General features: G+C 36.2%; 15 protein-coding genes and 2 riboswitches. Of the genes, 13 read left to right on the top strand and 2 right to left on the bottom strand.

The window, feature by feature from the left end; genetic code table 11:
• Entirely contained in the window at positions 1-3,105 is a 3,105-nt protein-coding gene (locus ACTYBU_RS21860; protein WP_445493095.1) for an NACHT domain-containing protein, read from the top strand.
• A gap of 523 nt (positions 3,106-3,628) precedes the next feature.
• Here the strand turns inward: ACTYBU_RS21860 and ACTYBU_RS21855 are convergent.
• Positions 3,629-4,810, bottom strand: coding sequence for a DUF4317 domain-containing protein (locus ACTYBU_RS21855; RefSeq protein ID WP_445493094.1), 1,182 nt, complete (start codon positions 4,808-4,810; stop codon positions 3,629-3,631).
• 727 nt (positions 4,811-5,537) lie between these two features.
• Here ACTYBU_RS21855 and proC point away from each other — a divergent pair.
• From proC to ACTYBU_RS21835, 4 genes are all read left to right on the top strand, one after another.
• Complete coding sequence (gene proC / locus ACTYBU_RS21850; protein WP_445493092.1) at positions 5,538-6,386, top strand: pyrroline-5-carboxylate reductase; 849 nt, start codon at positions 5,538-5,540, stop codon at positions 6,384-6,386.
• Between the two features lie 440 nt (positions 6,387-6,826).
• Positions 6,827-7,948: a glutamate 5-kinase gene (gene proB / locus ACTYBU_RS21845; protein WP_445493091.1), complete on the top strand. Its 1,122-nt coding sequence runs from the start codon at positions 6,827-6,829 to the stop codon at positions 7,946-7,948.
• Between the two features lie 19 nt (positions 7,949-7,967).
• Positions 7,968-9,233: a glutamate-5-semialdehyde dehydrogenase gene (locus ACTYBU_RS21840; RefSeq protein WP_445493089.1), complete on the top strand. Its 1,266-nt coding sequence runs from the start codon at positions 7,968-7,970 to the stop codon at positions 9,231-9,233.
• Positions 9,234-9,756: 523 nt separating this feature from the next.
• The gene (locus ACTYBU_RS21835; RefSeq protein ID WP_445493087.1) at positions 9,757-10,620 is read left to right on the top strand and encodes an STAS domain-containing protein; all 864 of its coding nucleotides are present in this window, start codon (positions 9,757-9,759) and stop codon (positions 10,618-10,620) included.
• 380 nt (positions 10,621-11,000) lie between these two features.
• On the opposite strand, the gene ACTYBU_RS21830 is transcribed toward ACTYBU_RS21835, so the two are convergent.
• Complete coding sequence (locus tag ACTYBU_RS21830) at positions 11,001-11,165, bottom strand: hypothetical protein (RefSeq protein WP_445493086.1); 165 nt, start codon at positions 11,163-11,165, stop codon at positions 11,001-11,003.
• Positions 11,166-11,651: 486 nt separating this feature from the next.
• On the opposite strand from ACTYBU_RS21830, the gene ACTYBU_RS21825 reads away from it, so the two are divergent.
• The 8 genes from ACTYBU_RS21825 to ptsG form a co-directional block, all read left to right on the top strand.
• Positions 11,652-13,070: a TerD family protein gene (locus tag ACTYBU_RS21825; RefSeq protein ID WP_445493084.1), complete on the top strand. Its 1,419-nt coding sequence runs from the start codon at positions 11,652-11,654 to the stop codon at positions 13,068-13,070.
• 489 nt (positions 13,071-13,559) lie between these two features.
• Positions 13,560-14,516, top strand: a complete 957-nt coding sequence (locus ACTYBU_RS21820) for an AAA family ATPase (RefSeq protein WP_445493082.1) — start codon at positions 13,560-13,562, stop codon at positions 14,514-14,516.
• Between the two features lie 48 nt (positions 14,517-14,564).
• Complete coding sequence (locus ACTYBU_RS21815) at positions 14,565-15,725, top strand: DUF58 domain-containing protein (RefSeq protein WP_445493080.1); 1,161 nt, start codon at positions 14,565-14,567, stop codon at positions 15,723-15,725.
• Positions 15,722-17,929 (top strand): transglutaminase family protein, encoded by a 2,208-nt coding sequence (locus tag ACTYBU_RS21810; protein ID WP_445493078.1) that lies wholly within the window; start codon positions 15,722-15,724, stop codon positions 17,927-17,929. The genes ACTYBU_RS21815 and ACTYBU_RS21810 overlap by 4 nt, the downstream gene beginning before the upstream one ends.
• 29 nt (positions 17,930-17,958) lie before the next feature.
• Positions 17,959-18,060: riboswitch (purine riboswitch) on the top strand.
• Between the two features lie 465 nt (positions 18,061-18,525).
• Positions 18,526-20,079: a glutamine-hydrolyzing GMP synthase gene (gene guaA, locus ACTYBU_RS21805; protein ID WP_445493076.1), complete on the top strand. Its 1,554-nt coding sequence runs from the start codon at positions 18,526-18,528 to the stop codon at positions 20,077-20,079.
• Positions 20,080-20,486: 407 nt separating this feature from the next.
• A riboswitch (purine riboswitch) is annotated at positions 20,487-20,589 on the top strand.
• Between the two features lie 130 nt (positions 20,590-20,719).
• Complete coding sequence (locus ACTYBU_RS21800; protein ID WP_445493074.1) at positions 20,720-22,048, top strand: NCS2 family permease; 1,329 nt, start codon at positions 20,720-20,722, stop codon at positions 22,046-22,048.
• 233 nt (positions 22,049-22,281) lie between these two features.
• A complete protein-coding gene (gene glcT / locus ACTYBU_RS21795; protein ID WP_445493072.1) occupies positions 22,282-23,124 on the top strand; it encodes a glucose PTS transporter transcription antiterminator GlcT in 843 nt (280 codons plus the stop codon).
• Positions 23,125-23,306: 182 nt separating this feature from the next.
• On the top strand, positions 23,307-25,034 hold a 1,728-nt coding region (gene ptsG / locus ACTYBU_RS21790; RefSeq protein WP_445493070.1), incomplete at its 3' end, for a glucose-specific PTS transporter subunit IIBC.

Below are 25,034 nucleotides of genomic sequence, written 5' to 3'. Positions count from 1 at the left end.
ATGGAGTTTTTATCTAGAGTGTCTATACCAAGGATTGAATGTGGTAATTTAACTTCGAGTGGTTTTTTAGTCTCAAATGACAAAGTTATTACGGCACTACATGCCATAAAATCGTATTTAAAAAATGAAGTTGATGCTATTAAAGTAGTTTTTATCAATGAGCAAGGAGACGAAACCGAATTTAATGCTAAACCACTATTGACCTTAGATGGTTGGGAAGAATATGAAATTATTTGTTTGCAATTAAATCATCAAGTTAATAATATTGAGTATTTTAAATGTATAGATTATAGGTTTTATTCTACAACCGAAACTTTCACTTATGGTTATCCGGCTGTTGCAAAAGAAAAAGGTACATCAATAGATTTAGAAATTAGAAACGAGTTTCAAGATGTAGATATAGACTACGGCTCTAATTTAGATATAAAGGTGAAATCAGATTCTATTAAAAATTATAGAGGTTGCTCAGGAGGACCACTTCTTTATAACAATCAAGCGGTAGCAGTTATGTTAGAACAAGTTAGTGAAGGTAATGAAGCTAGCCGATTGTGTGCAGTAAGTTTATATATTTATAGAGAATATTTAAATTCAATTGGTGTTCTAATTATTACCAAAGAACATGACGTAGAGTACGAAGAGTATATCTTATCCTTAAAGAACTCATTACAACAACAATTAGAAAACAATTTAAAAAGAAGTATTGAAAAAAATAGAGTTAATCCTTTAGGGTTTCCCATATCTGTTCAACCTAAAAAAGCTGCAACAGAAGATATTAGCTTTAATAAAATTTTAGAAGATGATCAATCTTTGATTATTTTATCAAAACCCGGTGGTGGAAAAACGTATTTATTGCATATGCTTATGTTAGAAATTATAGAAAATCCACAGGTTTCTATTGGAAAGATACCAATTTATCTGAAAGCCAAAGAATGGTATAGGGGATATGAAAATATTGTAGAAGGAATAAGAAAAGAATTAGAGTATTATTCACCAGATATCAATGATCATCAAATAATTGAGGGTTTAAAAGCGGGAAAATACATATTACTAATAGACGGATTTGATGAAGTACTTAATAATAAAGATTTACTCATTAGAGAAGTACAGAAAGTGTCGCAATTTAGGGAAACTAAAATTATAATGACTTGTCGACAGCAAAACTACCATAATGAATTTCACAAAGTTTTGACAGAGTATAACCTGAAGGCTTTATCGGATACACAAATTCAAGAGTATGTTGAAGCTGTATTTGGAGAAAAAGTTCACTTTGGTTATATTCACGAGTTGAAGAAACAGTTAAAGGATTTAATAGAGAATCCGCTATTTCTTTATATGACTGCACACATTATGAAAGAATTGACAAATAAAGTCATACCAAAGAATAAATCTGAGTTATATGAAATGTTTATATCTTATATTATGAACGATAGATTGTTACAAGATGGAACAGATATAGACTTACTACTTGAATTTGAGGTTAAAGAAGAAATTTTAATGGAATATGCTTACTTAAATTTCAGAGAAAAAAATAATTCGGTAAAGCTTAGGGATGTGATAAATAGTCAAATTGAAGGGCAAGAGAATTTTAACTTAATTAAAAAGGAAATATTACAAACTGGGGTTCTTTTAGAAGAAAGAAATCGTATTGAATTCTTCCATCCCTCAATTGAAGAATATTTTGTAGCTCTTAAACTTTCGAGATTTTCTAAAGATGAGATTTCTGATTTTATTGAAATGAATTATTTAAACGAAGGTTATTATGAGGTCTTTAAATTTACTTCTGGGCTTTTAAGAAATTATGAGCAGCAAAATTTAATTCTAGACAAATTAGAGACAAAAGATATTTATTTGTATCGTCAATGTCTAGAAACAAGGTTTAACTTTAATAATAACGAAGATAAAATTTGGAACAAAGACTATTTAGAAGAATATTTTACGCAGATACGAAGAAGTTATTTGAACATCATAGATAGCTTTTTTCAGAATATAAAGCAAGAGTTCTATCCTTGGTGTGAAGAAAATGTATTCAGCGATGATAAAGTTGCTATTGTAGGAGCCTTAGATAGATCCAGATTAACCCTAAGTATAGAAATAATAAGAAATAATATAGATGAAAGAACCATTATTGTAAGTGAAAAAGCAGGATCTGCTACAATGGAATACAGAGATGACGAAGGAAACGCAATAAGCACACCAATAGTATCACTAAATTCATCAAATCATTGGTATTTTAATCTTCAACAAACAGACTTTGGATTAGATTCAGCGAGAGAAGTTTCATTGTATATTATAAAAAAGCAGTTAAAAGAAATCTTCAATAAACAAAGACTTTTTGAACACGAATCTCTAAAAGCACTCGTCCCATGTATAGAATATGTATTAACAAGTTTACCTAAACAATACTTTTCAATAGGTCAAGAAAAGGTTAGTCTTTATAAACATTCTAATAAAGAAATACAAGAAGTGCTACTTTACGGAGATAATATCTTTAAATATGTGCAAACAAGTGGTTATTATGGAAGTTTAAATAGGGAATATATTGCTCCTTTAGTATATAAGTTATTAAAGTTTATCGAATTAGAGGTTAATTTTAAAGAATATTTATTACCACAAAGTGATTTAAAACCACAAAGTAATAGTTATTGGGTTTGGGAAGTTTGGAGTGATGAGAGACTGACACAAAGAATTTCTGAATTTTTTGATGCTTTCCAAATTTCATATAGAAGCTTGGTCGAAAATTGCTTTGCTACAATTAGCAGAGTAATGCCTTTATATTCAATGGGACCTGTTAGATACAATGTTAGTCTTGAAAGAGACAATGAAGGTTTTGGAGGGGGAGGCATTAGTTACAGCTGGGAACCTGTAGAAACTATGGATGATGCTCAAACTATTGTAAAAATTGGTAGGGAATTAAACCCGGATTTCGAAAAAATGAGAATAGAATTAGATATTTCCTTAAAGCAATTAGGAAGAAAAGGAGTTGGAGGTTTTAGTTATTCAGACTCAGCTTTGAGTAATTATATTGGTGATGATAGGGAACTAAGGAATCAAGTATATAAAAAAATTATCGAAGATATAGAATATGTATTAGGAAAATTAAATTAAAATAGCTTTTTTAAACTGTAAAAAAGAAAAAGGAAATTTAATAAGGTGATCAAATTAGTCTAAAGATTTTATACCATACCAATTAGGTTTCTAAATTGTTTTATTTATTTAAGTTTAAATGTCGTTAAAGTGATTTGCGTTTGATAAATGCTAACATTTTGCTAACGCCTTCCCAACGCACTCTTATAAAAGACGGTAAATCCCCGTTAAAGATGTTACACCCAAAAACATCCAAAACGTTGATTTACCGCACTTTTTGCACACAACGTTAACAATATTACACTCTAGCAACCTACGGGCGGCATGATGTAATCTGCCCCTCAAACCCTTGATAAAAAAGGAATTGTTGGTAAGGTGAGAGTGGTTTGCTAACATGGAGATAAATTAACGGAGGCTTCTCGTGAGTTCATTGAACTTTTGAGAGGCTTCTTTTCGTTTCTTGAATTACATAGAGGAACACCTTTCTTTATCAAGTGAAAGGTGCTATCTGATTAATGAATTCAGTTATCCAACAGTTTGTCTATCATTCTTCTGAGCGTTCTCCAAAAGCCTCTGGAATCATCGTAAATCCTTCAATGACTGTATTTTCTTCCACCTCGATCATCAGATAACGTTTTCCGCTTAACTCCACTTGTTTAACGTACTTTAAATCTGGTGGACTAATCGAAATGTTAGCGATTTTGGTGCTGATTTTAATGGATTTGGAGGTGAATTTTGGCAGGATGTTACTTGCCTTTATCTCATATTTGTCATCATCAATAATTTTTTTGAAGGCTGTTTCTACCTTTTCTGAGCTTATCTCTTCCAGGCCGCTCATTCTTAAGACTAGTTCGATATCTTTTGAATCTAATTTTGGTTGTTCTTCCTCTTCGTTTTCTACGATCATCCGATTAATTTCTTCATAGACATTCGAGAGGGAGGAAGTATTTAATTGATCTCCAGTTACGTCTTTAATGATTTCTTCAAATACAATTTTATCGTCTTGGGCGGTCATTATTTCTTCGCCATTTAATACTTCTTCAATAAATTGGTAATCTGGTTCGTGAACCTTGCCTGCTGAATACAATATGTGGTTAACATCTGCTGTATTGTCCGTAAAGCAAGGGAAGAGAAATCCTGCCATTGGAGATTGAAGGTTAATGATTGGGTCAACAACAATATTGTATTTAAACTCTTTATCTACATAGTCAAAAAGCAGTTCTTTTTTTGGCTCTTGTGTATTATTTATGCTGCATAAAATAAAGGGGTGGGAGTAAACAGTATCTCGTTCACTCATCTCGCTCTCTTCATTGCGGCGTTTCGTTGGCTTCAAATATTCTCCGTGAATGAATGTGATGACAATATCTTTCTCATATTGTCTACTTGCAAGCATTTTGTCTACCACTTGAAGCATTTGCTCTTTCCAAGTATCCGCGTCATTGCTAAGTAATCCTTGGTGTAAAATAAGCTGACTGTTATTTTCAGCATCCCTTTGAAACTTTAATTCAAAAAGCTTCTCATCCAATTGACCAGCAAGCAATTTTTTAAAGTTATTCAAAAATAATTCTTGCTGATCTTGGTCAAGCATGCCAAATGGCTGACTTTGGTAATGATAAATGTCACTTGATTCCTTCATGATATACACATTAAAAATGTCAAAGATTTTGAGTAAATCATTGTTTATTTTAAATTGTTTTCGAATATTTGCTATATCTTTCTTGTTCATGTTTTTTTACACTCCTAAGCTAACCCGATTGCATTTCTAGAGGTTGTTCAAAAAGTCCGGTAAAAATGACACATCGAATTTCTTCGTTGACTTATCTTTCGCTTCTCACGTATTCTTACCATACGTTTCGATGCTCAAAGCTAAGTCGCCTCGAACTTCTTGGTCCTTTTTATTCTCCTTTTTGAACACTCATTTCTAGGAAAAATATAAATATTTTCTAACTTCTAGCAATTTATTTTACCATATTTGTTTTACGGATTATAAGAAAATAAAGGAATACGCATTTTTTACAGGGGGATAAAATATGAAAGAACTTAAGGGGCTTTAATAGGAAAAGCAGTAATCTATAATAGTGTTAAAAACCATTCTCTATATAAATTAGAAGTGGTTTAAATTTAGTAAAAACTCAGGAGGTAGTCTTTTTATTTTGCTAGGAAAAATTTTCTCCATTTCAAACAAATTGAATAAATGCCGGAATAGCTGTAATTTTGTATAGGTCTATTTTGTCAGATTTTCTTCCAATTCTATTCCTTGTATTTCCACATATAATCCGAAAATAAAGGATTATCCGCGATATGGGGAATTTGGGTGCTAAATGGAACCTTACATTCACTATCTCGCCCCTTTCCTCACCAATTGGCAATGTTCCCTTGCATCTATTTTTGAGCATGTTACGATAAAAAACGTTGGAAAAAGAGCGGAAAATGAGAAATAACAAGTAGGAGGAATGGCTGTGTTAGAACAAAAGACAGTAGCTTTTTTAGGGGCAGGATCGATGGCTGAATCGATGATCGCTGGGGTAATCGAAGCTGGGAAAATGCCTGCTGAAAGCATTTATACCACAAATAAAAGCAATAAAGAAAGACTGCAGGAATTAAAGAATAAATATGGAATCCATACTGCATCTAGTGAAGAATTGCCGTATGAAAAAATAGATTTGTTTATTTTGGCGATGAAGCCAAAAGGAGCAGCAGAAGCGTTGTCTGCCATAAAAGATAAAGTAAGACCAAATCAGGTTATTATTTCTGTATTAGCGGGTATATCTACTACCTTTATGGAGGAACATCTGCAAGATGGCCAGCAGGTTGTTCGTGTGATGCCGAACACTTCAAGTATGATTCAGGAATCGGCAACGGCATTATCAGCTGGAAGAAACACAGAAAAGGAAAATATAGAAGTAGTAAAAGAGCTGCTGGAATGCATGGGGAAGGTCTTCCTAATTGAGGAAGAGCAAATGGATCTATTTACTGGATTAGCTGGAAGCGGTCCTGCATATTTCTATTATTTAATGGAGCATATGGAAGCAGTTGGCATACAAAATGGCATGAACGGGGAAATGGTTCGGGAGATTATTGCACAGACGATATACGGAGCAGCGAAAATGGTGATGAATACGAAGGAATCGCCGACTGTTCTTCGTGAAAAAGTCACTTCTCCGAACGGAACGACCGCTGCAGGCTTGCAGGCATTAAATAGCTACAATGGTGGCGATGCCATTTCACAAGCAGTTTTTCATGCAGCAAAACGTTCAAAAGAGATAAGCAATGAGCTTGGTGGAAAGCTAATCACAAATTAACATCGAATGATCATTAATAAGAAATAAAATCATAAACATTACTGAAGCACGGAGTAGTCTGAATACATGTAGGCTCCTGTGTAAAAAGGGAGAAGGACGAAACTCGAAGGAACTGTGCTAGGTCACTGAAAATGTGTGTTTAATGAGATAAATGATAGGTAAAATCCTTGAATGTAATAGAAAAAATGGTTGAAAGGTGTAAAAAAACACTACCCTGTTGGCAAGCCTCGGAAAACCGAGAGAAAACCACCTTTTGGGTTGTCACGAAATATCGTTCCCAGCATTCACTTTTTCAGTGGCTTCAGCAAAGTGACGAGGAGGATCGGCACTCGCTAAGCGGAAAACGAAGTGTATTCAGGCTGCAGGTTAATTAACAATAATCTATACGAAAAGAGCTTTTTAAAAAACAAACAGATAAAAAAATTTCAGGAGGCATAAGAATGTCAGACGGAGATAAACAGGCAAATCAGATAAAAAGAGTTGTTATTAAGATCGGAAGCAGCTCGTTAACAAGCACGCATGGAGAAATCAGCCGCAAGAAGCTGGAGAAATTAGTAGAGCAAATTGTGGAATTGAAGGATGCAGGCTACGAAACAGCGGTAGTATCATCTGGTGCAGTAGCAGCTGGATACCGTAAGCTTGGCTGTATTGAGCGCCCTACAACTTTGCCGGAGAAGCAGGCAGCGGCTTCCATCGGTCAAGGACTATTAATGGAATCTTACTCAGAACTCTTTTTATCTCATGGATATGTCGCTTCGCAAATATTAATCACAAGAAGCGATTTCTCGGATGAAATTCGCTATGAAAATATGAAAAATACGTTAAATGTATTATTAGACCGTGGAATTATTCCGATTATTAATGAAAATGATACGGTCACAGTCGACCGATTGAAATTCGGCGATAATGATACACTGTCAGCAAAGGTTGCAGCGTTGATTGATGCGGATCAGCTCCTTATTTTATCGGATATTAATGGACTATATACGGATAATCCAAACAAGAACCCAGATGCGAAAATGCTGGAAAAGGTATTTTCCATTACACCGGAGATTGAAGCGGCAGCAGGCGGATCTGACAGTTCCGTTGGTACTGGCGGCATGAAATCTAAAATAGCAGCCTTTAAAATTGCGATGGCTTCTGGCATTCATTCCTTCTTAGGAAAAGCCGGCACACCAGATATATTAATGGATGCGGTACAAGGAAAAGCAAAAGGAACGTATTTCGAGATAAAGCCAGATGCTTTTAACTTGGATCATGAACAGCAGTGGATTGCTTTTCATTCAGGTCCTGAAGGGAAAATATTCATTAATCAACAGGCGAAAAGCAATATTATTAATGAGAAAATTTGTATTGCTCTGGAAGATATCATCGAAGTAAATGGCAGTTTTGATGAAGGAGCGGTAGTACGAATTTTTGATGAAACGAAAGAGGAGATTGGACTCGGCAGAATAAACTATTCGAGCGATGCGTTAATACAAAAGAATGTGCAGGAAAAGCCAGTGATTGAACAAGAGTCATTTGTCTATGCAAAAGACTTTATGGCACTGGAGACGGTCTAATTTTGGAGGAGGCAATTTAATGACGGAAACAATCATAAAAGCATATACCGTAGAGGAACAGGCAATCGCTGCTAAACAAGCAGCAAAAACACTTAGCATGCTTAAAACAGACGAAAAAAACGAAGCATTAAGAATAGTGGCTGATGTCCTTGAAAGCGATTATGAATCCATCTTAGCTGCAAATGAAAAGGACTTGCAAAAAGGAAGGGAAAGTGGATTTGAGCAGGCATTTATGGATCGTTTGGCGCTTAATCGTGAACGTATCTTTGATTTTGCAGAAGGGCTGCGCACAGTAGCAGAACTTGCAGATCCGGTAGGAGATATTCTTTCCAGCTGGACATTGGAAAATGGCTTAAAAGTAGAGGAAGTCCGCGTTCCCCTTGGAGTGATCGGGATGATTTATGAAGCTCGTCCGAATGTTACCGTGGATGCTGCTGGACTTGCCTTGAAATCAGGGAATGCGATTGTGTTAAAAGGTGGTTCTTCTGCCATTTCTTCCAATAAAGAGATTGTTCGCATTATGCATAAAGCACTTGAGGGTACAAAAATACCAAAAGAATCTATCCAATTTATTGCTGATACGAATCGAGAAGCGACTAGACAGCTATTTACGATGAAAAAACATATTGATGTTTTGATTCCGAGAGGCGGGGGTTCGTTAATCCAGACAGTTGTAGAAAATGCTACGGTTCCAGTTCTAGAAACAGGTGTAGGAAATTGTCATCTTTATGTAGATAAAGAAGCGGATGTAGAAAAGGCATTAAACATTATCATCAATGCAAAGACAGACCGTCCGGCTGTATGTAATGCGGCAGAAACGCTAATCGTTCATAATGAATGGCTGACCCGCTATAAAGAAGAGCTGGCAAAATCGCTTGAGGAACATAATATTACGGTTCATGGTGATCAAGCGGCAGCTGATGCACTGGCAAATGTACTCCCTGCAAATGAAAATGATTGGGCAAATGAATATTTAAGTCTAGACATTGCGGTGAAAACCGTCAGCTGTATGGAAGAGGCAATAGAGCATATCGATCGATACGGTACGAAACATTCAGAAGCCATTATCACGGAAAACCAAGAGACAGCTAAGAAATTCATGCAGTTAACCGATGCAGCAGCATTATACCATAACGCTTCTACAAGGTTTACTGACGGTGGAGCCCTAGGATTTGGTGCTGAAATTGGCATTTCCACTCAAAAGCTGCATGCTCGCGGACCAATGGGATTGCCTTCTTTAACTACGATTAAATATATGATGAGCGGAAATGGGCAAGTGAGATAAATAGGTTTTATAAAAAGGTTAACCAGTTATTACTGGTTAGCTTTTTTTATCGTCTAGGAAATTATAAACGAGATAGAGTTGTGGATAACTTAGCAGTTTGGTCCGCGTCCAGCTCCAGCGCCTATCGCCTATCAAACTTCAGGTCATCTCCCTACGATAAGTCAACATCGATTCGCTATCGCTCATCGTGTTTCCTTTATCTCAGTCGAAGCCTTTCCAGTTTGTACGGCGATGATCAAGGCGCTTGCGCTTTTGTTCTTTCTGCTCTTGCAATACAAAGGAAGTTTTATGACATATGAGAGGAGTAGTTTATCCTATCCGCAATTCTAAATAGCATGTATAATATTCTATAAATAGTATAACCTTAGGTGTATTTTGGGTATTCTTCTTACTTAGATACCAATACCTGTCCTCCTCGATAAGTACATAATCGGTTAACGACAACCATTTTTATCATTCGCAAAATAGATAGAACTGCATTTGAAAATATTATGGATTTTTTATCAATATTATGGAGGAGATTATGAAGAAAGATTTGGTGTATCTAGGAAAAAAACTTTCAGAAAAAACACAGGATATTGCTATTAATGTTCATAAAGAAAGATTGGCTGATGTTAGTAAGGAAGAGCTGGAAGAGGTAAAAAGGGTGGAAGATGAAGTGATAAAAATCCGTGCTGGTTTTATTGCTTTGTTTGGAGAAAGTCTGCAAAATTACGTCGATATAAAAACAGCATACCGGAAATTCTCTGATTGGGGAAAAGCAACAGGGAATATGTTTTGCCTCCGTGGAGTGCCATTAGATGAAGCATTAAAAGATGTCTCTTTTTACAGAAGAGCTATGTGGAGAGTCTTGCAAGAAGAAATAAAAGAAAAAAATATGTCAATATATACTGTATTTGAAGCAAAAGAAATTATTGATCCATTATTAGATCATGCTCTTCATTGTTTTAGTATATCGTATGTTCAATCTTATTCGGAAACGCTAACCAATTCTCGGAAAGCATTTTTGGAATTATCGGTACCGGTTGTTCCCATCACCGATAAAGTTGCTATCTTGCCGATAATTGGCGATATTGATACAGAAAGAGCTCAATTATTAATGGAAGAGACTTTGGCGAAAACACGAAAAATGGGAATCTCCCATTTGATTATGGATATTTCAGGTGTAATGATTATCGATACGATGGTAGCGAATGAGTTGTTTAAAATAACAGATGCGCTAAATTTGCTGGGCATCGAAACAATATTTTCTGGGATCCGTCCAGAAATTGCCCAAACAATGGTGAGCTTAGGCCTTAATGTAGAAAAATTAGTATTTAGAGCGAATCTTAAACAGGCATTAACGGCATTGAATAAAGAGCATAATATGAAAGTTGAATTAAATTGATAATTCATAGTCCTAGGAAAAGCGCAAGCGCCCTTGGTTATCGACAGAATAAGCTGAGGTCCACAGGATGTGGATTACACAAACGTTGCCACAGGACGTGGCGGTTTTAGTTTGTGTTCCTTGAAGAGATAAAGGAAACACGAAGAACGTAGTGATTCGATGTTGACTACGCAAGCGAGGTGAGGGAAGCGTTGAAGTCGATAGGTGCTTGCGCTAGACACTTGTCAGACTTCAGAACTTATCCTTTCTTATCTTTAAATAAAAACTGCACAGATAATTTTAAACAATTATTCTGTGCATGTATTATCTATATTTTTGGATATATTGAAAGGGGGACAACTTAGAGCATGAGGGGATATAGGTTAAATGAGCCTGCCAGCTCATTCATTAATAACGGTCTCTTTCTTTTCATTCAGTTGGTTGTTTTCTGGCACTTTTTCTTGTGACTCTTTTCTCATTTCTCCACATGTAATACACTGGCCGCTGTAATAATAATTAAACTTATGATAACCGCGCAGCTTGCATATTAACTCTCCGAATACCACATAGATCACTCCTTTATATTACTACATACACATTTTACAATAAGCGGTTAAAGCGCGAAGGTTAAATAACTGTAACGTAGCTAGCAAGTTTATGACAATAAGACAATCCATTTAATTTTTCACTACTAATGAAGCAAAAACATTTCGAGAATAATTCAAATTAAAAATACATTATTTTTTGAAGAAGCATAGTAATAGAAACATCGGAATTTTTATTCCAACAAAAATGGATGCAATAGAAAATATAAAGTGAACCTTCCATCAGTGGGGGTCTTACTGCCCGTTAAGAGTGGGATAAATAGGAAGCTCTTGTTGGGTTTTTGGAACTTTTTTTCATCTCAACCGTATGCAATAGGGTCTTTGCAACACATCATTTTTTGGTGGGAAATCAGAAATTTTCATTAAAGAAATTATTCATGTAAAATAAAAGAAACATGCAAATAAATAGTATAGCTGGTTTAGTAGTTAAATAGAGGAGGAAGACGGATGGGAGTAATGTTAAGCAAAGGGCAAAAAGTAGACTTAACCAAAACGAATCCCGGTTTAAGCAATGTGGTTGTAGGATTAGGTTGGGATATTAACCACAATGGAGCAGATTATGATTTGGATGCATCTGCTTTTTTACTTGGATCAAATGGGAAGGTGCTTAGTGATTCAGATTTTATTTTTTATAATAATCCAAGTGGTGCAAATGGTTCTATTATGTATAGCGGAGATAATAGAACTGGTGCTGGCAATTTTGATGATGAACAAATTAGGATTGATTTAATGCGTGTTCCTTCCACTATTCAGCGAATTGCTTTTTCTATTACCATCCATCATGCTTATGAAAAGGGGCAAAATTTTGGGCAGATCTCGAATGGATATGTCAGAGTATTTAGTGAAATGGGAAATGAGGAATTAATAAGGTTTAATCTTGGTAGAGACTATACAGTAGAAACGGCTGTAGTTGCAGCGGAGTTATATCGGCATAATGGTGAATGGAAGTTTAATGCAATAGGAAGTGGATTTCAAGGCGGACTTGCCGCTTTATGCCGGAATTTTGGAGTAACTGTAGATGATGAGCCGGCACCGCAGCATAGAAATAGCACCAATACACAGCCAAATTATTCTCCATCGTACCAAACAACTACTTCTTCACAGCCTTTTAATCCAAATCAGTTTGGCTCGCAGAATCCAAATTATGGACAGGCTTCCCCGTCCCATTATGGAGGAAGTGTTGGTTATCCGTCGCCAATGAATGGACAAGCAAATGCCAATCAAACCTATAGTGGAGATAATATAGTTTGTCCACGATGCAATAGTACAAATGTTCGAACAGGCGAAAAGGGATTCGGCTTGGGAAAAGCGGCAGTTGGAGGTTTAATATTAGGTCCAATTGGGTTGCTGGGCGGCTTTATTGGCAAGAATCAATTGAAGTTTACATGCAACAGCTGCCGAAACAGCTGGTCGCCTTCCAATACAGATTATGCAGAATGGGGAAGGCAGCAAAAGCAAAAAGCAAAAGAATTGTTCATGCGATTTAAAAGTCCAGACGTATTAGATGCGGTTGTGGCTGCATGCGCATTAGTAGGAATGGCTGATGGAAGACTAGATCCTTCAGAAGAAAGAAAAATGATGGAATTTATTCACCAAAGCGAAGAATTGCGCGTCTTTGATACAAATAAAGTGCAGCAGCAATTTAATCAATTTGTAAGAAAAATTGAATATGATCAAATTATCGGAAGAGCTGAATGCTTTAAGGCACTCGGGAAAGTCCGGTCAAAGCCAGAGATTGCAAGACTTGTTGCGAGATACTGTATTGCTGTTGGATATGCCGACGGTCATTTTGATCCTAGAGAAAAACAAGTTGTCATGGAGATTTGTCATGAACTAGGGTTAAATGCAAATGAATTTTTATCTTAAAAACTAGAGAAATCAGAGTGGAAGTTTAGAAAGCTGATAATACTGCGATAAAACAGAGTATCGACAAATTAGTATTTCAGTAACTTCAGGATGGTCGAAAACGTTTATCACACTCTTAACTGGCAGTAAGCCCCCCACCTCAAGATGCTGAGAAACCGAGGAAGCTAGGTGGGGGAAAAGGTCCGAGGGAGGTACACAAACTAAGGTCGCCGCTTCCTGTGGCAACGTTTGTATGATCCACTCCCTGTGGATCGCAAGCTTTCCATCAGTGGGGATGAAAAAACCCCACTGATGGAAGAAGGGTCACTTTATATTATGTGGCTTGATGCTTTGGTCGGAGCTAAAAGCTTGGCGTAGGCAATGAGTACATAAGTAAGGTGAGTTTTGCATAAAGTGAACGTTTATCGACTGCCTGGATTGATTTCCGCCCTGTTTTTCGCCTATATCTCTAAATAGTTGCATATAAAAAAGGAAAACAGGAGGAGAAGCATGTCTTTATATGAAACAAACGTAAAAATTAACAGAATAATTGAAAATATCGAAAAGGTTATGATCGGAAAGCGTGAAGTTGCTGAATTAAGTTTAATTGCATTATTGGCCCAAGGGCATGTTCTTTTAGAAGATGTACCTGGTGTCGGAAAAACAATGATGGTCCGTTCCTTGGCAAAATCAGTTGGAGCGAATTTTAGAAGAATTCAGTTTACGCCAGACCTGCTTCCTTCTGATGTTACAGGTGTCTCCATTTATAATCCCAAAGAAATGGAATTTCAATTTGTTCCAGGACCGATTCTTGGAAATATTATTCTGGCAGATGAAATAAATAGAACCTCTCCTAAAACACAATCCGCACTATTAGAAGCAATGGAAGAAAGCAGCGTAACCATCGATGGAACTACTCATGAATTAAACAAGCCTTTTTTTGTTATGGCAACACAGAATCCAATTGAATATGAAGGAACTTATCCTCTGCCAGAAGCGCAATTAGACCGGTTTTTGTTAAAAATGAAAATGGGGTATCCTTCCGTTCAAGAGGAAATGGAAGTGTTAACGAGGGTGCAGGTGCAGGCGCCAATTGAAAATTTAAGGCCAGTGGTGTCATTGGAAGAATTAGTTATGCTGCAAAAAGAAGTGAAGCAAGTATATGTAGATGACACGGTCAAAAGTTATATCGTCCAGCTTGCTAATGAAACGCGAATTGATGCCAGCGTTTATTTAGGGGTTAGCCCACGGGGATCAATCGCATTAATGAAAGCAGCTCAAAGCTATGCTTTTATACAAGGGAGGGAATATGTAATCCCTGATGATGTTCAATATCTTGTGAAATCAGTATTTGCCCACCGAATTATTCTTAAGTCGGAAGCAAAATTTGAAGGGATTTCAGCAGAACAAATTATCGATCGAGTTGTATCAAATGTTTCTGTTCCTGTACAAAGGCTTGTGAAATAAATGAAACTATTTTTAAGAAAACTGAGTCCCATTTGGAAGCTAATTCTATTGTTTGTACTAATTGGCATAACTTTTTCTTATGCCATGTTTCAAGGCGGATTTGTCAGCTGGTTTTTATTTTACAGTTTTCTGCCGTTTGCTGTATATGGTCTCTTTTTAGCCATCTATTCTGTTAAAGAGTGGAAAGTGGTCCGCAGAATAGAAAAGCATGAATACAATGCAAAGGAAACAATGAAGGTAGAAATTGAATTAACAAGAAATTCTTATTTTCCTATTTTTTATTTGCTAGTAGAAGATGCTTTAAGTCTTTCCTTAACAGAAGAAATTGGCAGCAAAAAACTGTTTCTGCCTGCATTTAAAAGGCAGATAAAATATAAATATGAATTAAAAGACCTGCCTAGGGGAGAGCATATTTTTTATCATACAAACTTGAAGATGGGTGATCCTTTAGGGTTAATGGAAAAAGAAGCTGCTATAGCAAATATTGAAAAAATAATTGTATATCCCACATATGAAGAGAGGATTTATAAACCATTCCAAAACCATTTTGATCAAGGAATGACCACATCCAAAGAAAGAGTGCAAAGAGATACAACAATGGCTGTAGGGTTAAGAGAATATCAGCCTGGTGATCGTTTTTCTTGGATCAATTGGAAAGCAAGTGCCAAGCGAAATAATATGATGACAAAAGAATTTGAACAGAGACAGTCCCATGATATTTTGCTTGTAATGGATAGTGAAGAAAATCCTCGTTTTGAAACGCTTGTTTCCTTCACGGCTACGCTGATTCGTGCGATTTTAAAAAAAGGAGCGCAAGTAGGGCTGTTGTCATTTGAGAAAGAAAAAACGTTTTTTCCAATACGAGGGGGAGAAAGCCAGCAGCGATTGCTTTTTTATCATTTGGCAAGTGTTAAAAGCGGCAGAAAGATTTCCTTGGCGCAATTAATAGAAAATGAGACACCTGCTTTAGAACAGAATGCTACACTGCTGCTGGTCACAGCTAACCTATCAAAGGAACTAGTGGAAAAAGCAAGTTTTCTTTCCAGCAAAAAATTCAATATCGGCATTTATTTAATAAAAGATTCAAATGAAAAACTGACAATGAATGAAAGAAATTTTCGTGTTTCTTTATCTTCAAGAGGTATTCGAGTAATTCCAGTGTCAAATGGAAGATTTCAGGATGCTTTTTCGGAGGTGAGAACAGGTTGAGCAAACAATTCGAACATGCAAGAACTTTTTCAAACTTCATTCTTTATATTCTTGGTTTTTTTCTTATTTGGGAATGGCTGCGACCGATCGAAGAATTAACGAATACAGGAAATGTACAAGTATTTATACTTTTTTTGGTTCTTTCTTTTCTACTGGCTTTTTTTCGTGTCCCAGCAATTTTTAGTGGTCTTATTAAAGGGATATATATTGTATATACACTGCAGAATTTATACGATCCTGCACCTTTTTTCGCTTTTAATTGGATAGGGATATTCTTTTCTGAGATTATGCAAAATATGAAGATTATGTTTGATACAAATTGGCCTGAAATGACCGATATGTTTAAAAGTTTATTGTTTTTTGTTTTATTATGGCTGATGGCATATTTAATCGATTATTGGCTTATTAAAAAAAGAAGGGTTTTTACCTTCTTTTTGATGACGATGATTTATATTACTGTGTTGGATACCTTTACTCCATACAATGCAGAAAGTGCGATTATGCGTACTGTTATATTCGGATTTATCGTAATGGGAATGTTGACTTATTTCCGTATAAGAGATAAAGAAGGATTAGAGAGCAATAACCGTTTTTTGCTGAAATGGATGGTGCCGCTGCTGTTCTTTGTTGCAATTAGTGCGGCAATTGGATATTTGTCACCAAAGGCTGAGCCAATTTGGCCCGATCCTGTTCCTTTTATTCAATCCATGAGCAACAAAGGGCAGAATGAAGGGGCAGGTGGTCCGAAGCGGATTGGATATGGCGTGGATGATTCTAATTTAGGTGGTTCTTTTAAAGGGGATGATACCGTTGTATTTCAGACAGAAGGACAATTTCCTCATTATTGGAAAGTAGAAACGAAAGATACTTATACTGGAAAAGGATGGGTTCAGTCTGAGGAATCAGTAGAGTTAAATCGAACAGGAGGCAGCAGAATTAGAGATGGAGCTGATATTCCTTTTCAATCTTTTGAAGAAGGAGATCCTGTTAAGCTTACAGAGTATCGAAGCAGGATTGAATATGTACAGCCTTTTTCCTATCTTTTATATCCTCTTGGCATTAAAGATGTCTTAGGGGATCTTAACTTTATGATAGAAAAAGGGAACGAAAGAATATCCATTGGTCAATTTTCTGGTTCCTATGTTGTACGGTATAATAAACCTGAATATAGTCTAACGGCATTGACAACTGCTGATATGAAGAAGTTTATTAATGATAATCAGGATATGGCTAGGCGATATTTACAGCTTCCTGATACATTGCCCCAGCGTGTAATGGATTTGGCTGAAGAGATTACAAAGAATGAGGATAATGGTTTTAGCAAGGCGAGAGCAATCGAAAAATATTTTTCGCAAAATGGTTTTGTCTACAGTCAAAGCGATGTTGCTGTGCCTGGTGAAAACGATGATTATGTAGATCAATTTTTGTTTGAAACGAAAATAGGCTATTGTGATAATTATTCTACTTCTATGGTGACATTATTACGTTCGATTGGAATCCCTTCAAGATGGGTAAAAGGATTTACCGAAGGAGAAGTAATTAGAAGCAGGGCAGAAGGCAATGTGTATGAGATTTCGAATAATAATGCACATTCCTGGGTAGAAGCTTATTTTCCAGAAGTAGGCTGGGTAACTTTTGAGCCAACACAAGGTTTTTCGAATGAAAATACTTATCTAAATGATGTGAAAAATGAAGCGAATAATAAAGAAGAGGAGGAAGATCCACAGAAAAAAGAAGAAGTCAAACAAACGGAGCCCAAGCAGACACCTGAAAAACAATTGGATGGATCACAAAAGGAGACATGGTCTTTTGCAAAATGGTGGAGCATTGTAGAGCAAAATTGGAAGGGGATTTTCGGTATAATACTGGGTATTGCCTTTGTCGTTTGGCTGTTATATTTATACCGTAATAAATGGCTGCCGCACTATTTTATTTGGCGGTTTAAAAATAAAAATAAAGAGGAGGATTTTCCGAAAGCCTATGTAAGCTTACTGAAAGTACTAAAAATTGTGGGCTTAGGAAAAAAAGAAAATCTTACATTAAGGGAATATGCGAAACAAATTGATCATCTGTTTGAATCGAATGAAATGGCTATTTTAACGGCAAAATATGAAGAGTATTTATACAAAGGCAGTAAAAATCAAAGTGGTTGGAATGAATTAAAAGAATTATGGGAAAATTTAATTAAAAAAACTACGTCTTGACCATTAATTCGACATGTTGTTACAATATTCACATCTATATATATTACCTTCATATATCCTCGATAATATGGTTCGAGAGTCTCTACCGGATCACCTGAAATGGTCTGACTATGAAGGCAGATGAAGTCTTCATGATAGAATTAGGAGGATTGCTTGCGGCAAAACTCTTATTATCGTTAATTAAGACTAGAATTCTGCCTTCGTTTATTGGAGGAGAATTCTAGTTTTTTATTTATCCCACTCTTAACGGACAGTAAGCCCCCACCTCGGGGATGCCGAGAAATCGAGGAAGCTAGGTGGGGAAACTCGCCCGTAAAGATCCGAGTGAGAGGTACACAAACTAAGAACGCCACTTCCTGTGGCAACGTTTGTGTAATCCACATCCTGTGGAACTCAACTAACCATCAGTGGAGGATGAGGAAAAACCCCCACTGATGGAAGTTTACTTTATTCTTAATCGATAGAAGAAAAAGATAGGATGCTTTACTGCAGTGAATGTGGTATTTGCAAAAAAAATATCTTTTTAGCATGATTTTATCGTATTTTGAAAAAAATAGTAAAAAGATTATGATTTAAAATAGACTGATGGGGTGAAAATGATGGGGAAAGCAAGTATTCAAGATCAAGAAATGATTGTTGTTCTTGACTTCGGTAGTCAATATAATCAATTGATTACAAGACGTATCAGAGAATTCGGTGTTTATAGTGAACTACATCCACATACGATTACAGCGGAAGAAATAAAAAAATTAAATCCATCTGGAATTATTTTCTCTGGTGGTCCAAACAGTGTTTATGACGAAAATGCATTTGGCTGTGATGAAAAAATATTCGATTTAGATTTGCCTATCTTTGGTATTTGCTATGGGATGCAGCTTATGACAAAGCATTTAGGCGGGAAAGTAGAAAGAGCAAAGCATCGTGAATACGGTAAAGCAGTATTAACAATTGAGCATGATAATAAACTTTTCTCTGAATTGCCAAATGAGCAAACAGTATGGATGAGCCATGGAGATTTAGTGGTTGAAGCACCAGAAGGATTTCGTGTGGATGCAACAAATCCATCTTGTCCAATCGCATCAATGAGCAATGAAGAAGCAGGATTATACGCTGTTCAATTCCACCCGGAAGTTCGTCATTCTGTATATGGTAATGATATGCTGAAGAATTTTGTATTTGGCATTTGCGGCTGTAAAGGCGACTGGTCTATGGAGAACTTTATTGAAATTGAAATGGAGAAAATCCGCCAAACTGTTGGCGACAAAAAAGTTTTGTGTGCCCTAAGCGGTGGTGTAGATTCTTCAGTTGTAGCAGTGCTTATTCATAAAGCAATTGGCGATCAGTTAACATGTATATTTGTTGATCATGGGTTACTTCGCAAAGGTGAAGCGGACAGTGTAATGAAAACTTTTGCAGATGGCTTCCATATGAATGTCATTAAAGTAGATGCGAAAGAACGTTTCTTATCTAAGTTAGAAGGCGTAAGTGATCCAGAGAAAAAGCGTAAGATTATCGGCAACGAATTTATTTATGTGTTTGATGATGAAGCGACAAAATTAGAAGGAATCGATTACCTTGCACAAGGGACACTTTATACGGATATTATTGAAAGTGGAACAGCAACGGCTCAAACAATTAAATCGCATCATAATGTTGGCGGCCTTCCTGAAGATATGCAATTCCAACTGATTGAACCGTTAAATACTTTATTCAAAGATGAAGTAAGAGCATTAGGATCAGAATTGGGTATTCCAGATGATATTGTTTGGAGACAGCCATTCCCTGGACCGGGTCTAGGCATTCGCGTATTAGGTGCAATTTCGGATGAGAAATTAGAAATTGTTCGTGAGTCTGATTATATTTTACGTGAAGAAATTAAAAAAGCTGGTTTAGATCGGGATATTTGGCAATACTTTACTGTTCTTCCGGATATCCGCAGTGTAGGAGTTATGGGGGATGCTCGCACGTATGATTATACAATTGGAATCCGTGCTGTAACGTCCATTGATGGCATGACATCTGACTGGGCAAGAATCCCGTGGGATGTATTGGAAGTAATTTCAACAAGAATTGTAAATGAAGTAGACCATATCAACAGAGTAGTCTATGACATTACAAGCAAGCCGCCTGCAACAATTGAGTGGGAATAAAAAAAAGAACCTAGACATTTTTGGATTTCTAGGTTCTTTTTTATTTTTGGCTCTGTTAAACGTTCATGTTGATTTTGGAAGGAAATTTGCGAGACTCCTGCGGAAAAACGGGCAGGAAAGACCCCGAAGGGAGGTACGACCGAGGAGGCTTGCCAGTTCGTCCGCGGAAAGCGAGTGAATTTCCTGACCATTATAAATCAACAATGAAATTTAACAGTGCCTTATTTTTAAATAGGTTGTAAAAGTCGCTTAATCACTTCGTATTATTTAAGTATTTAGAAAGATACTAGGGGAAAAGATAAAAGTCTGAATGAGATTTGACCAAAAAACGAACATTTTATAAAATATAAATAAAAACGTCCGTTCTATTTATTGACGGATGAAAGACATGTTGATACACTGTACAAGCAGCTGAGAAATTTTATACTCGTATAATATTGGAGAATATGGTCCAAAAGTATCTACCGAGCTACCGTAAATAGCTTGACTACGAGGTAAGTGTATTTATAGGGATTTATATGAACTACTACTATTTATAATAAATATCATCCCTATTTCACAAACCCTTAGTCAACGCTCCTTCAATTTTGGAGTGTTTTTTTCGTTTATTCAACAAAGAGAAAAGGGAGACATCAATAAAATGAAAAAGTTTTTTCAATTCGAAGAATTAGGTACAAACTATCGCAAAGAATTTTTAGGTGGTTTTACTACATTTTTAGCAATGGCATATATATTGGCTCTTAATCCGTTTACATTAACACTAGGAGATGTAACAGATCTTAGCCCTGCATTAAGAATGGATTACGGAGCAGTATTTGTAGCAACAGCATTAGCTGCAGCAGTTGGATCTTTAATTATGGGGATATTTGCTAATTATCCAATTGCGCTGGCTCCAGGATTAGGGTTAAATGCATTTTTTGCCTATACGGTTGTTTTAACACAACAACAGCCATGGCAACATGCTTTAGCTGCTGTTTTTATCTCAAGTGCATTTTTCTTATTATTAACGATTTCAGGTCTGCGTGAAAAAATCATAAACGCAATTCCAGTAGAGTTAAAACTGGCGGTAGGTGCTGGAATTGGTTTATTTATAACATTTATCGGGTTGCAAAACTCAAAAATTATTGTGGATAATCCAGCAACACTTGTTCATATTGGAGATTTAACAGACCCAAAAACATTGTTAGCTATATTTGGCATTTTTGTAACAATCATTCTAATGGTAAGAGGGATTCATGGCGGAGTCTTTTATGGAATGATTATTACAGCAGTAGTTGGAATGATTTTTGGAGTAATTGATACTCCTACAAAAGTTGTTGATGCAGTTCCAAGTATTAAACCGACATTCGGTGCATTATTTTCTGCTTTTGGAGACAGCAGTTTTTATACGCAAAATATGCTGGTTGTAATCCTGACATTTTTATTTGTTGATTTCTTTGATAATGCAGGAACGCTTGTTGCTGTAGCAAATCAAGCTGGATTAATGAAAGATAATAAATTGCCAAGGGCAGGGAAAGCTTTGTTTGCTGACTCTATCGCATCTATGGTAGGATCTATATTTGGTACATCTACTACTACTTCTTACATTGAGTCTTCTGCAGGCGTTGCCGCTGGAGCTAGAAGTGGATTTGCAGCAGTCGTAACTGCAGGATTTTTCTTATTATCATTATTCTTTTTCCCATTGTTATCCGTTGTTACTTCTGCCGTTACAACACCTGCTTTAGTAGTAGTGGGGATATTAATGGTCGCTTCTTTAGGAAAAATAGAATGGACAAGATTTGAAATTGCTGTACCAGCGTTTTTAACGATTGTTGCCATGCCATTAACATATAGCATAGCAACAGGTATTGCTGTTGGGTTTCTTTTCTACCCAATAACCATGCTGGTAAAAGGTCGTGCGAAAGAAATAAATCCGATAATGTATGTATTTTTTGTAATTTTCGCCTTGTACTTTATTTTCTTGCAATAGGGCTATAGGAGAAAAGGGATCGCTTATAAGCGGTCCCTTTTCTATAAGAACAAAGGAGGAATTTCCAAAGAAAGAAGGAAGAACCAATCTTTCTAAATAAGAAGAGTACTAGTCTATATGAAGCTAATCAGGTTCTTCCGCTTTTCTTTGTTTTCAATTTTTTTCGTTGACTTCCTATTAAGACTTTAATAACATTAAGAGATCTAGAAGTCTGTCGGAGCGAGGAAAAGAGTATGTCTAAACTACTAATAAAAAAAGTGTTGAACAATAATGTGCTTATTGGTGAACACCCTTCCTATGAAGAAGTAGTTCTAATAGGAAAAGGGATAGGGTTTAATCATAAAAGAGGAGACTATATTGATACGGATATAGTGGAAAAATTATTTGTCTTAAGAAATGAAAAGGAACAAGTTAATTATTTGAAACTTCTCCCTCACGTAGACAATGAATTACTAGAAGTCATCATTTCTGCGATTGAACTAATTAAAATGAAAACAAATGCAGTGTTAAATGAGCATATTCATGTTGCTTTAACGGATCACATTATATTTGCCGCTTCTAGATTATCGAATGGATTAGTGCTTAATAACCCATTTCTTATAGAAACAAAAGCGTTATATCCTTTTGAATATCAAATTGCTGAAGAGGTAGTAACGTTGATAGAAGAACAGAAAGGACTCCATCTACCTACGGGTGAAATCGGTTTCATAGCGCTCCATATTCATAGTGCTATGATGAATAAAAATCTTTCAGAGGTTAATCAGCATTCGCAGCTAGTTACCAATTTGGTCAATCTAATTGAGGAACAATTAGATATAAAAATCGATAAAGACAGCATAGACTATATGCGGCTTATTCGGCATTTGCGATTTACTATAGAACGAGTTCATGATGGTGAAAAGGTAGAAGAGCCAGAAAAAATAACTTCTCTATTGAAAGATGAATACCCAGTATGTTATAATCTCTCATGGAAGCTCATGAAAGTGATGCAACAAACATTGAAAAAACCAGTCTATGATGCAGAAGCAGTATATTTGACTATGCATTTACAGAGACTTCAAAAGAAAGTTAAATAGCCATTATCTTATAACGTGTTACTGATTCGATCAGGCATGAGTGAAAAAGATGATTGATATAAAAGTTTTAGGGAAACTTATCCCTATAGCTTCTTTCAGTTATCTTCACTCATGCCTGTTTTTATTTTGACTTTTTCGATGATAACGCTTTTATGGGCGAAAAAACTTAGGAGGTAAGCGGAATGTTTAAAAAGTTGTTCGGTGTTTTACAAAAAGTTGGTAAAGCACTTATGTTACCGGTTGCTATTTTACCAGCTGCAGGTATTTTGCTTGCATTTGGTAATGCTCTTCAAAACCCTGCTTTGTTAGAGTTAGTACCATTTTTCGGAAATAGTGGAATAGTGATGGTTGCTTCTGTTATGGAAAATGCGGGTAATATTATATTTAGTAATCTATCCTTCTTGTTTGCCGTTGGAGTTGCAGTTGGTCTAGCTGGTGGAGAAGGAGTTGCGGGGTTAGCTGCTATTATTGGTTACCTAATTATGAATGTGACTATGGGGACGGTGCTTGGAATTGAAGCGAATGAGTTAAAAGGAAGTACAGAATATGCTTCAATTCTTGGGATACCGACACTTCAAACGGGTGTGTTTGGAGGGATCATCCTTGGTATAGTTGCTGCTTCCATGTATAATCGTTTCTTTGAAATTGAACTTCCTTCCTATTTAGGATTTTTTGCGGGCAAACGTTTTGTGCCGATTGCAACAGCTGTAAGTGCTGTGATTTTAGGGTTGATTATGATTGTTATTTGGCCTCCGATTCAACATGGCTTAAATGCTTTCTCTGAAAATATGTTAGGAGCTAATCTAACACTATCTGCTTTCATCTTTGGTTTAATTGAACGTGCGTTAATTCCTTTTGGATTACATCATATTTTCTATTCGCCATTCTGGTTTGAATTTGGTAGCTATACAACACAAGCTGGCGACATAGTTAAAGGTGATCAAAAGATTTTTATGGCTCAAATTAAAGATGGTGTTCAAAATTTAACAGCGGGTACGTTTATGGTTGGTAAATTTCCATATATGATGTTTGGATTGCCTGCTGCAGCATTAGCAATATACCAAGAAGCACGTCCGGAAAGAAAAGCAGTTGTTGGTGGATTAATGCTATCTGCTGGTTTAACTTCTTTCTTAACTGGTATTACAGAGCCATTAGAATTCTCGTTCTTATTTGTGGCTCCAGTATTATTTGGTATCCATGTTGTTTTTGCAGGGTTATCTTTTATGACGATGCAATTATTAAATGTTAAAGTTGGTATGACTTTCTCTGGTGGTTTAATTGACTATGTATTATTTGGTTTAATTAATCCTCAAACAAATGCATGGATTATTATTCCTGTAGGTATCGTGTTTGCGCTAATTTACTATTTTGGCTTCCGTTTTGCGATTCGCAAATTTAACCTGAAAACACCTGGCCGTGAAGATGAAGTGCAAGAAGAAGCATCAGATGGTGCTGCTAATGATCTTCCATACGAAGTGTTAAAAGCAATGGGTGGACAAGACAATATTGCTCATTTAGATGCTTGTATTACACGCCTTCGTGTTGAGGTTAAAGATAGTAAAGAAGTTGATAAAGATCGCTTGAAACAACTAGGTGCTGCGGGTGTGCTTGAGGTTGGTAATAACATTCAAGCAATATTCGGTCCTCGTTCTGAAACTATAAAAGGTCAAATGAGAGATGTCATGAGTGGGAAAAGGCCACGTCCAGTTACGACGCCATCAATGGATAAAGAAGTGACACAACAAATTGAAGATGTAAATCCAAAACCTTTACAAAGTGCTGGCGGAAATGATTCCATTGTTGCACCAATCAAAGGACAATTAGTACCAATTTCAGAAGTTCCGGATCCGGTTTTCTCCGGGAAAATGATGGGGGATGGATTTGCGATAATCCCATCGGAAGGTACTGTT

The sequence above is a fragment of the Niallia sp. 03133 genome, from assembly GCF_052663225.1.
This window is presented reverse-complemented; position numbering and strand designations above follow the sequence as displayed.

What these genes read in the sequence shown, in the direction of transcription:
- ACTYBU_RS21860 (WP_445493095.1), top strand. Translation starts at nt 1, where the DNA reads ATGGAGTTTTTATCTAGAGTGTCTATACCAAGGATTGAATGTGGTAAT.
- ACTYBU_RS21855 (WP_445493094.1), bottom strand. Translation starts at nt 4,810, where the DNA reads ATGAACAAGAAAGATATAGCAAATATTCGAAAACAATTTAAAATAAAC.
- proC (WP_445493092.1), top strand. Translation starts at nt 5,538, where the DNA reads ATGGCTGTGTTAGAACAAAAGACAGTAGCTTTTTTAGGGGCAGGATCG.
- proB (WP_445493091.1), top strand. Translation starts at nt 6,827, where the DNA reads ATGTCAGACGGAGATAAACAGGCAAATCAGATAAAAAGAGTTGTTATT.
- ACTYBU_RS21840 (WP_445493089.1), top strand. Translation starts at nt 7,968, where the DNA reads ATGACGGAAACAATCATAAAAGCATATACCGTAGAGGAACAGGCAATC.
- ACTYBU_RS21835 (WP_445493087.1), top strand. Translation starts at nt 9,757, where the DNA reads ATGAAGAAAGATTTGGTGTATCTAGGAAAAAAACTTTCAGAAAAAACA.
- ACTYBU_RS21825 (WP_445493084.1), top strand. Translation starts at nt 11,652, where the DNA reads ATGGGAGTAATGTTAAGCAAAGGGCAAAAAGTAGACTTAACCAAAACG.
- ACTYBU_RS21820 (WP_445493082.1), top strand. Translation starts at nt 13,560, where the DNA reads ATGTCTTTATATGAAACAAACGTAAAAATTAACAGAATAATTGAAAAT.
- guaA (WP_445493076.1), top strand. Translation starts at nt 18,526, where the DNA reads ATGATGGGGAAAGCAAGTATTCAAGATCAAGAAATGATTGTTGTTCTT.
- ACTYBU_RS21800 (WP_445493074.1), top strand. Translation starts at nt 20,720, where the DNA reads ATGAAAAAGTTTTTTCAATTCGAAGAATTAGGTACAAACTATCGCAAA.
- glcT (WP_445493072.1), top strand. Translation starts at nt 22,282, where the DNA reads ATGTCTAAACTACTAATAAAAAAAGTGTTGAACAATAATGTGCTTATT.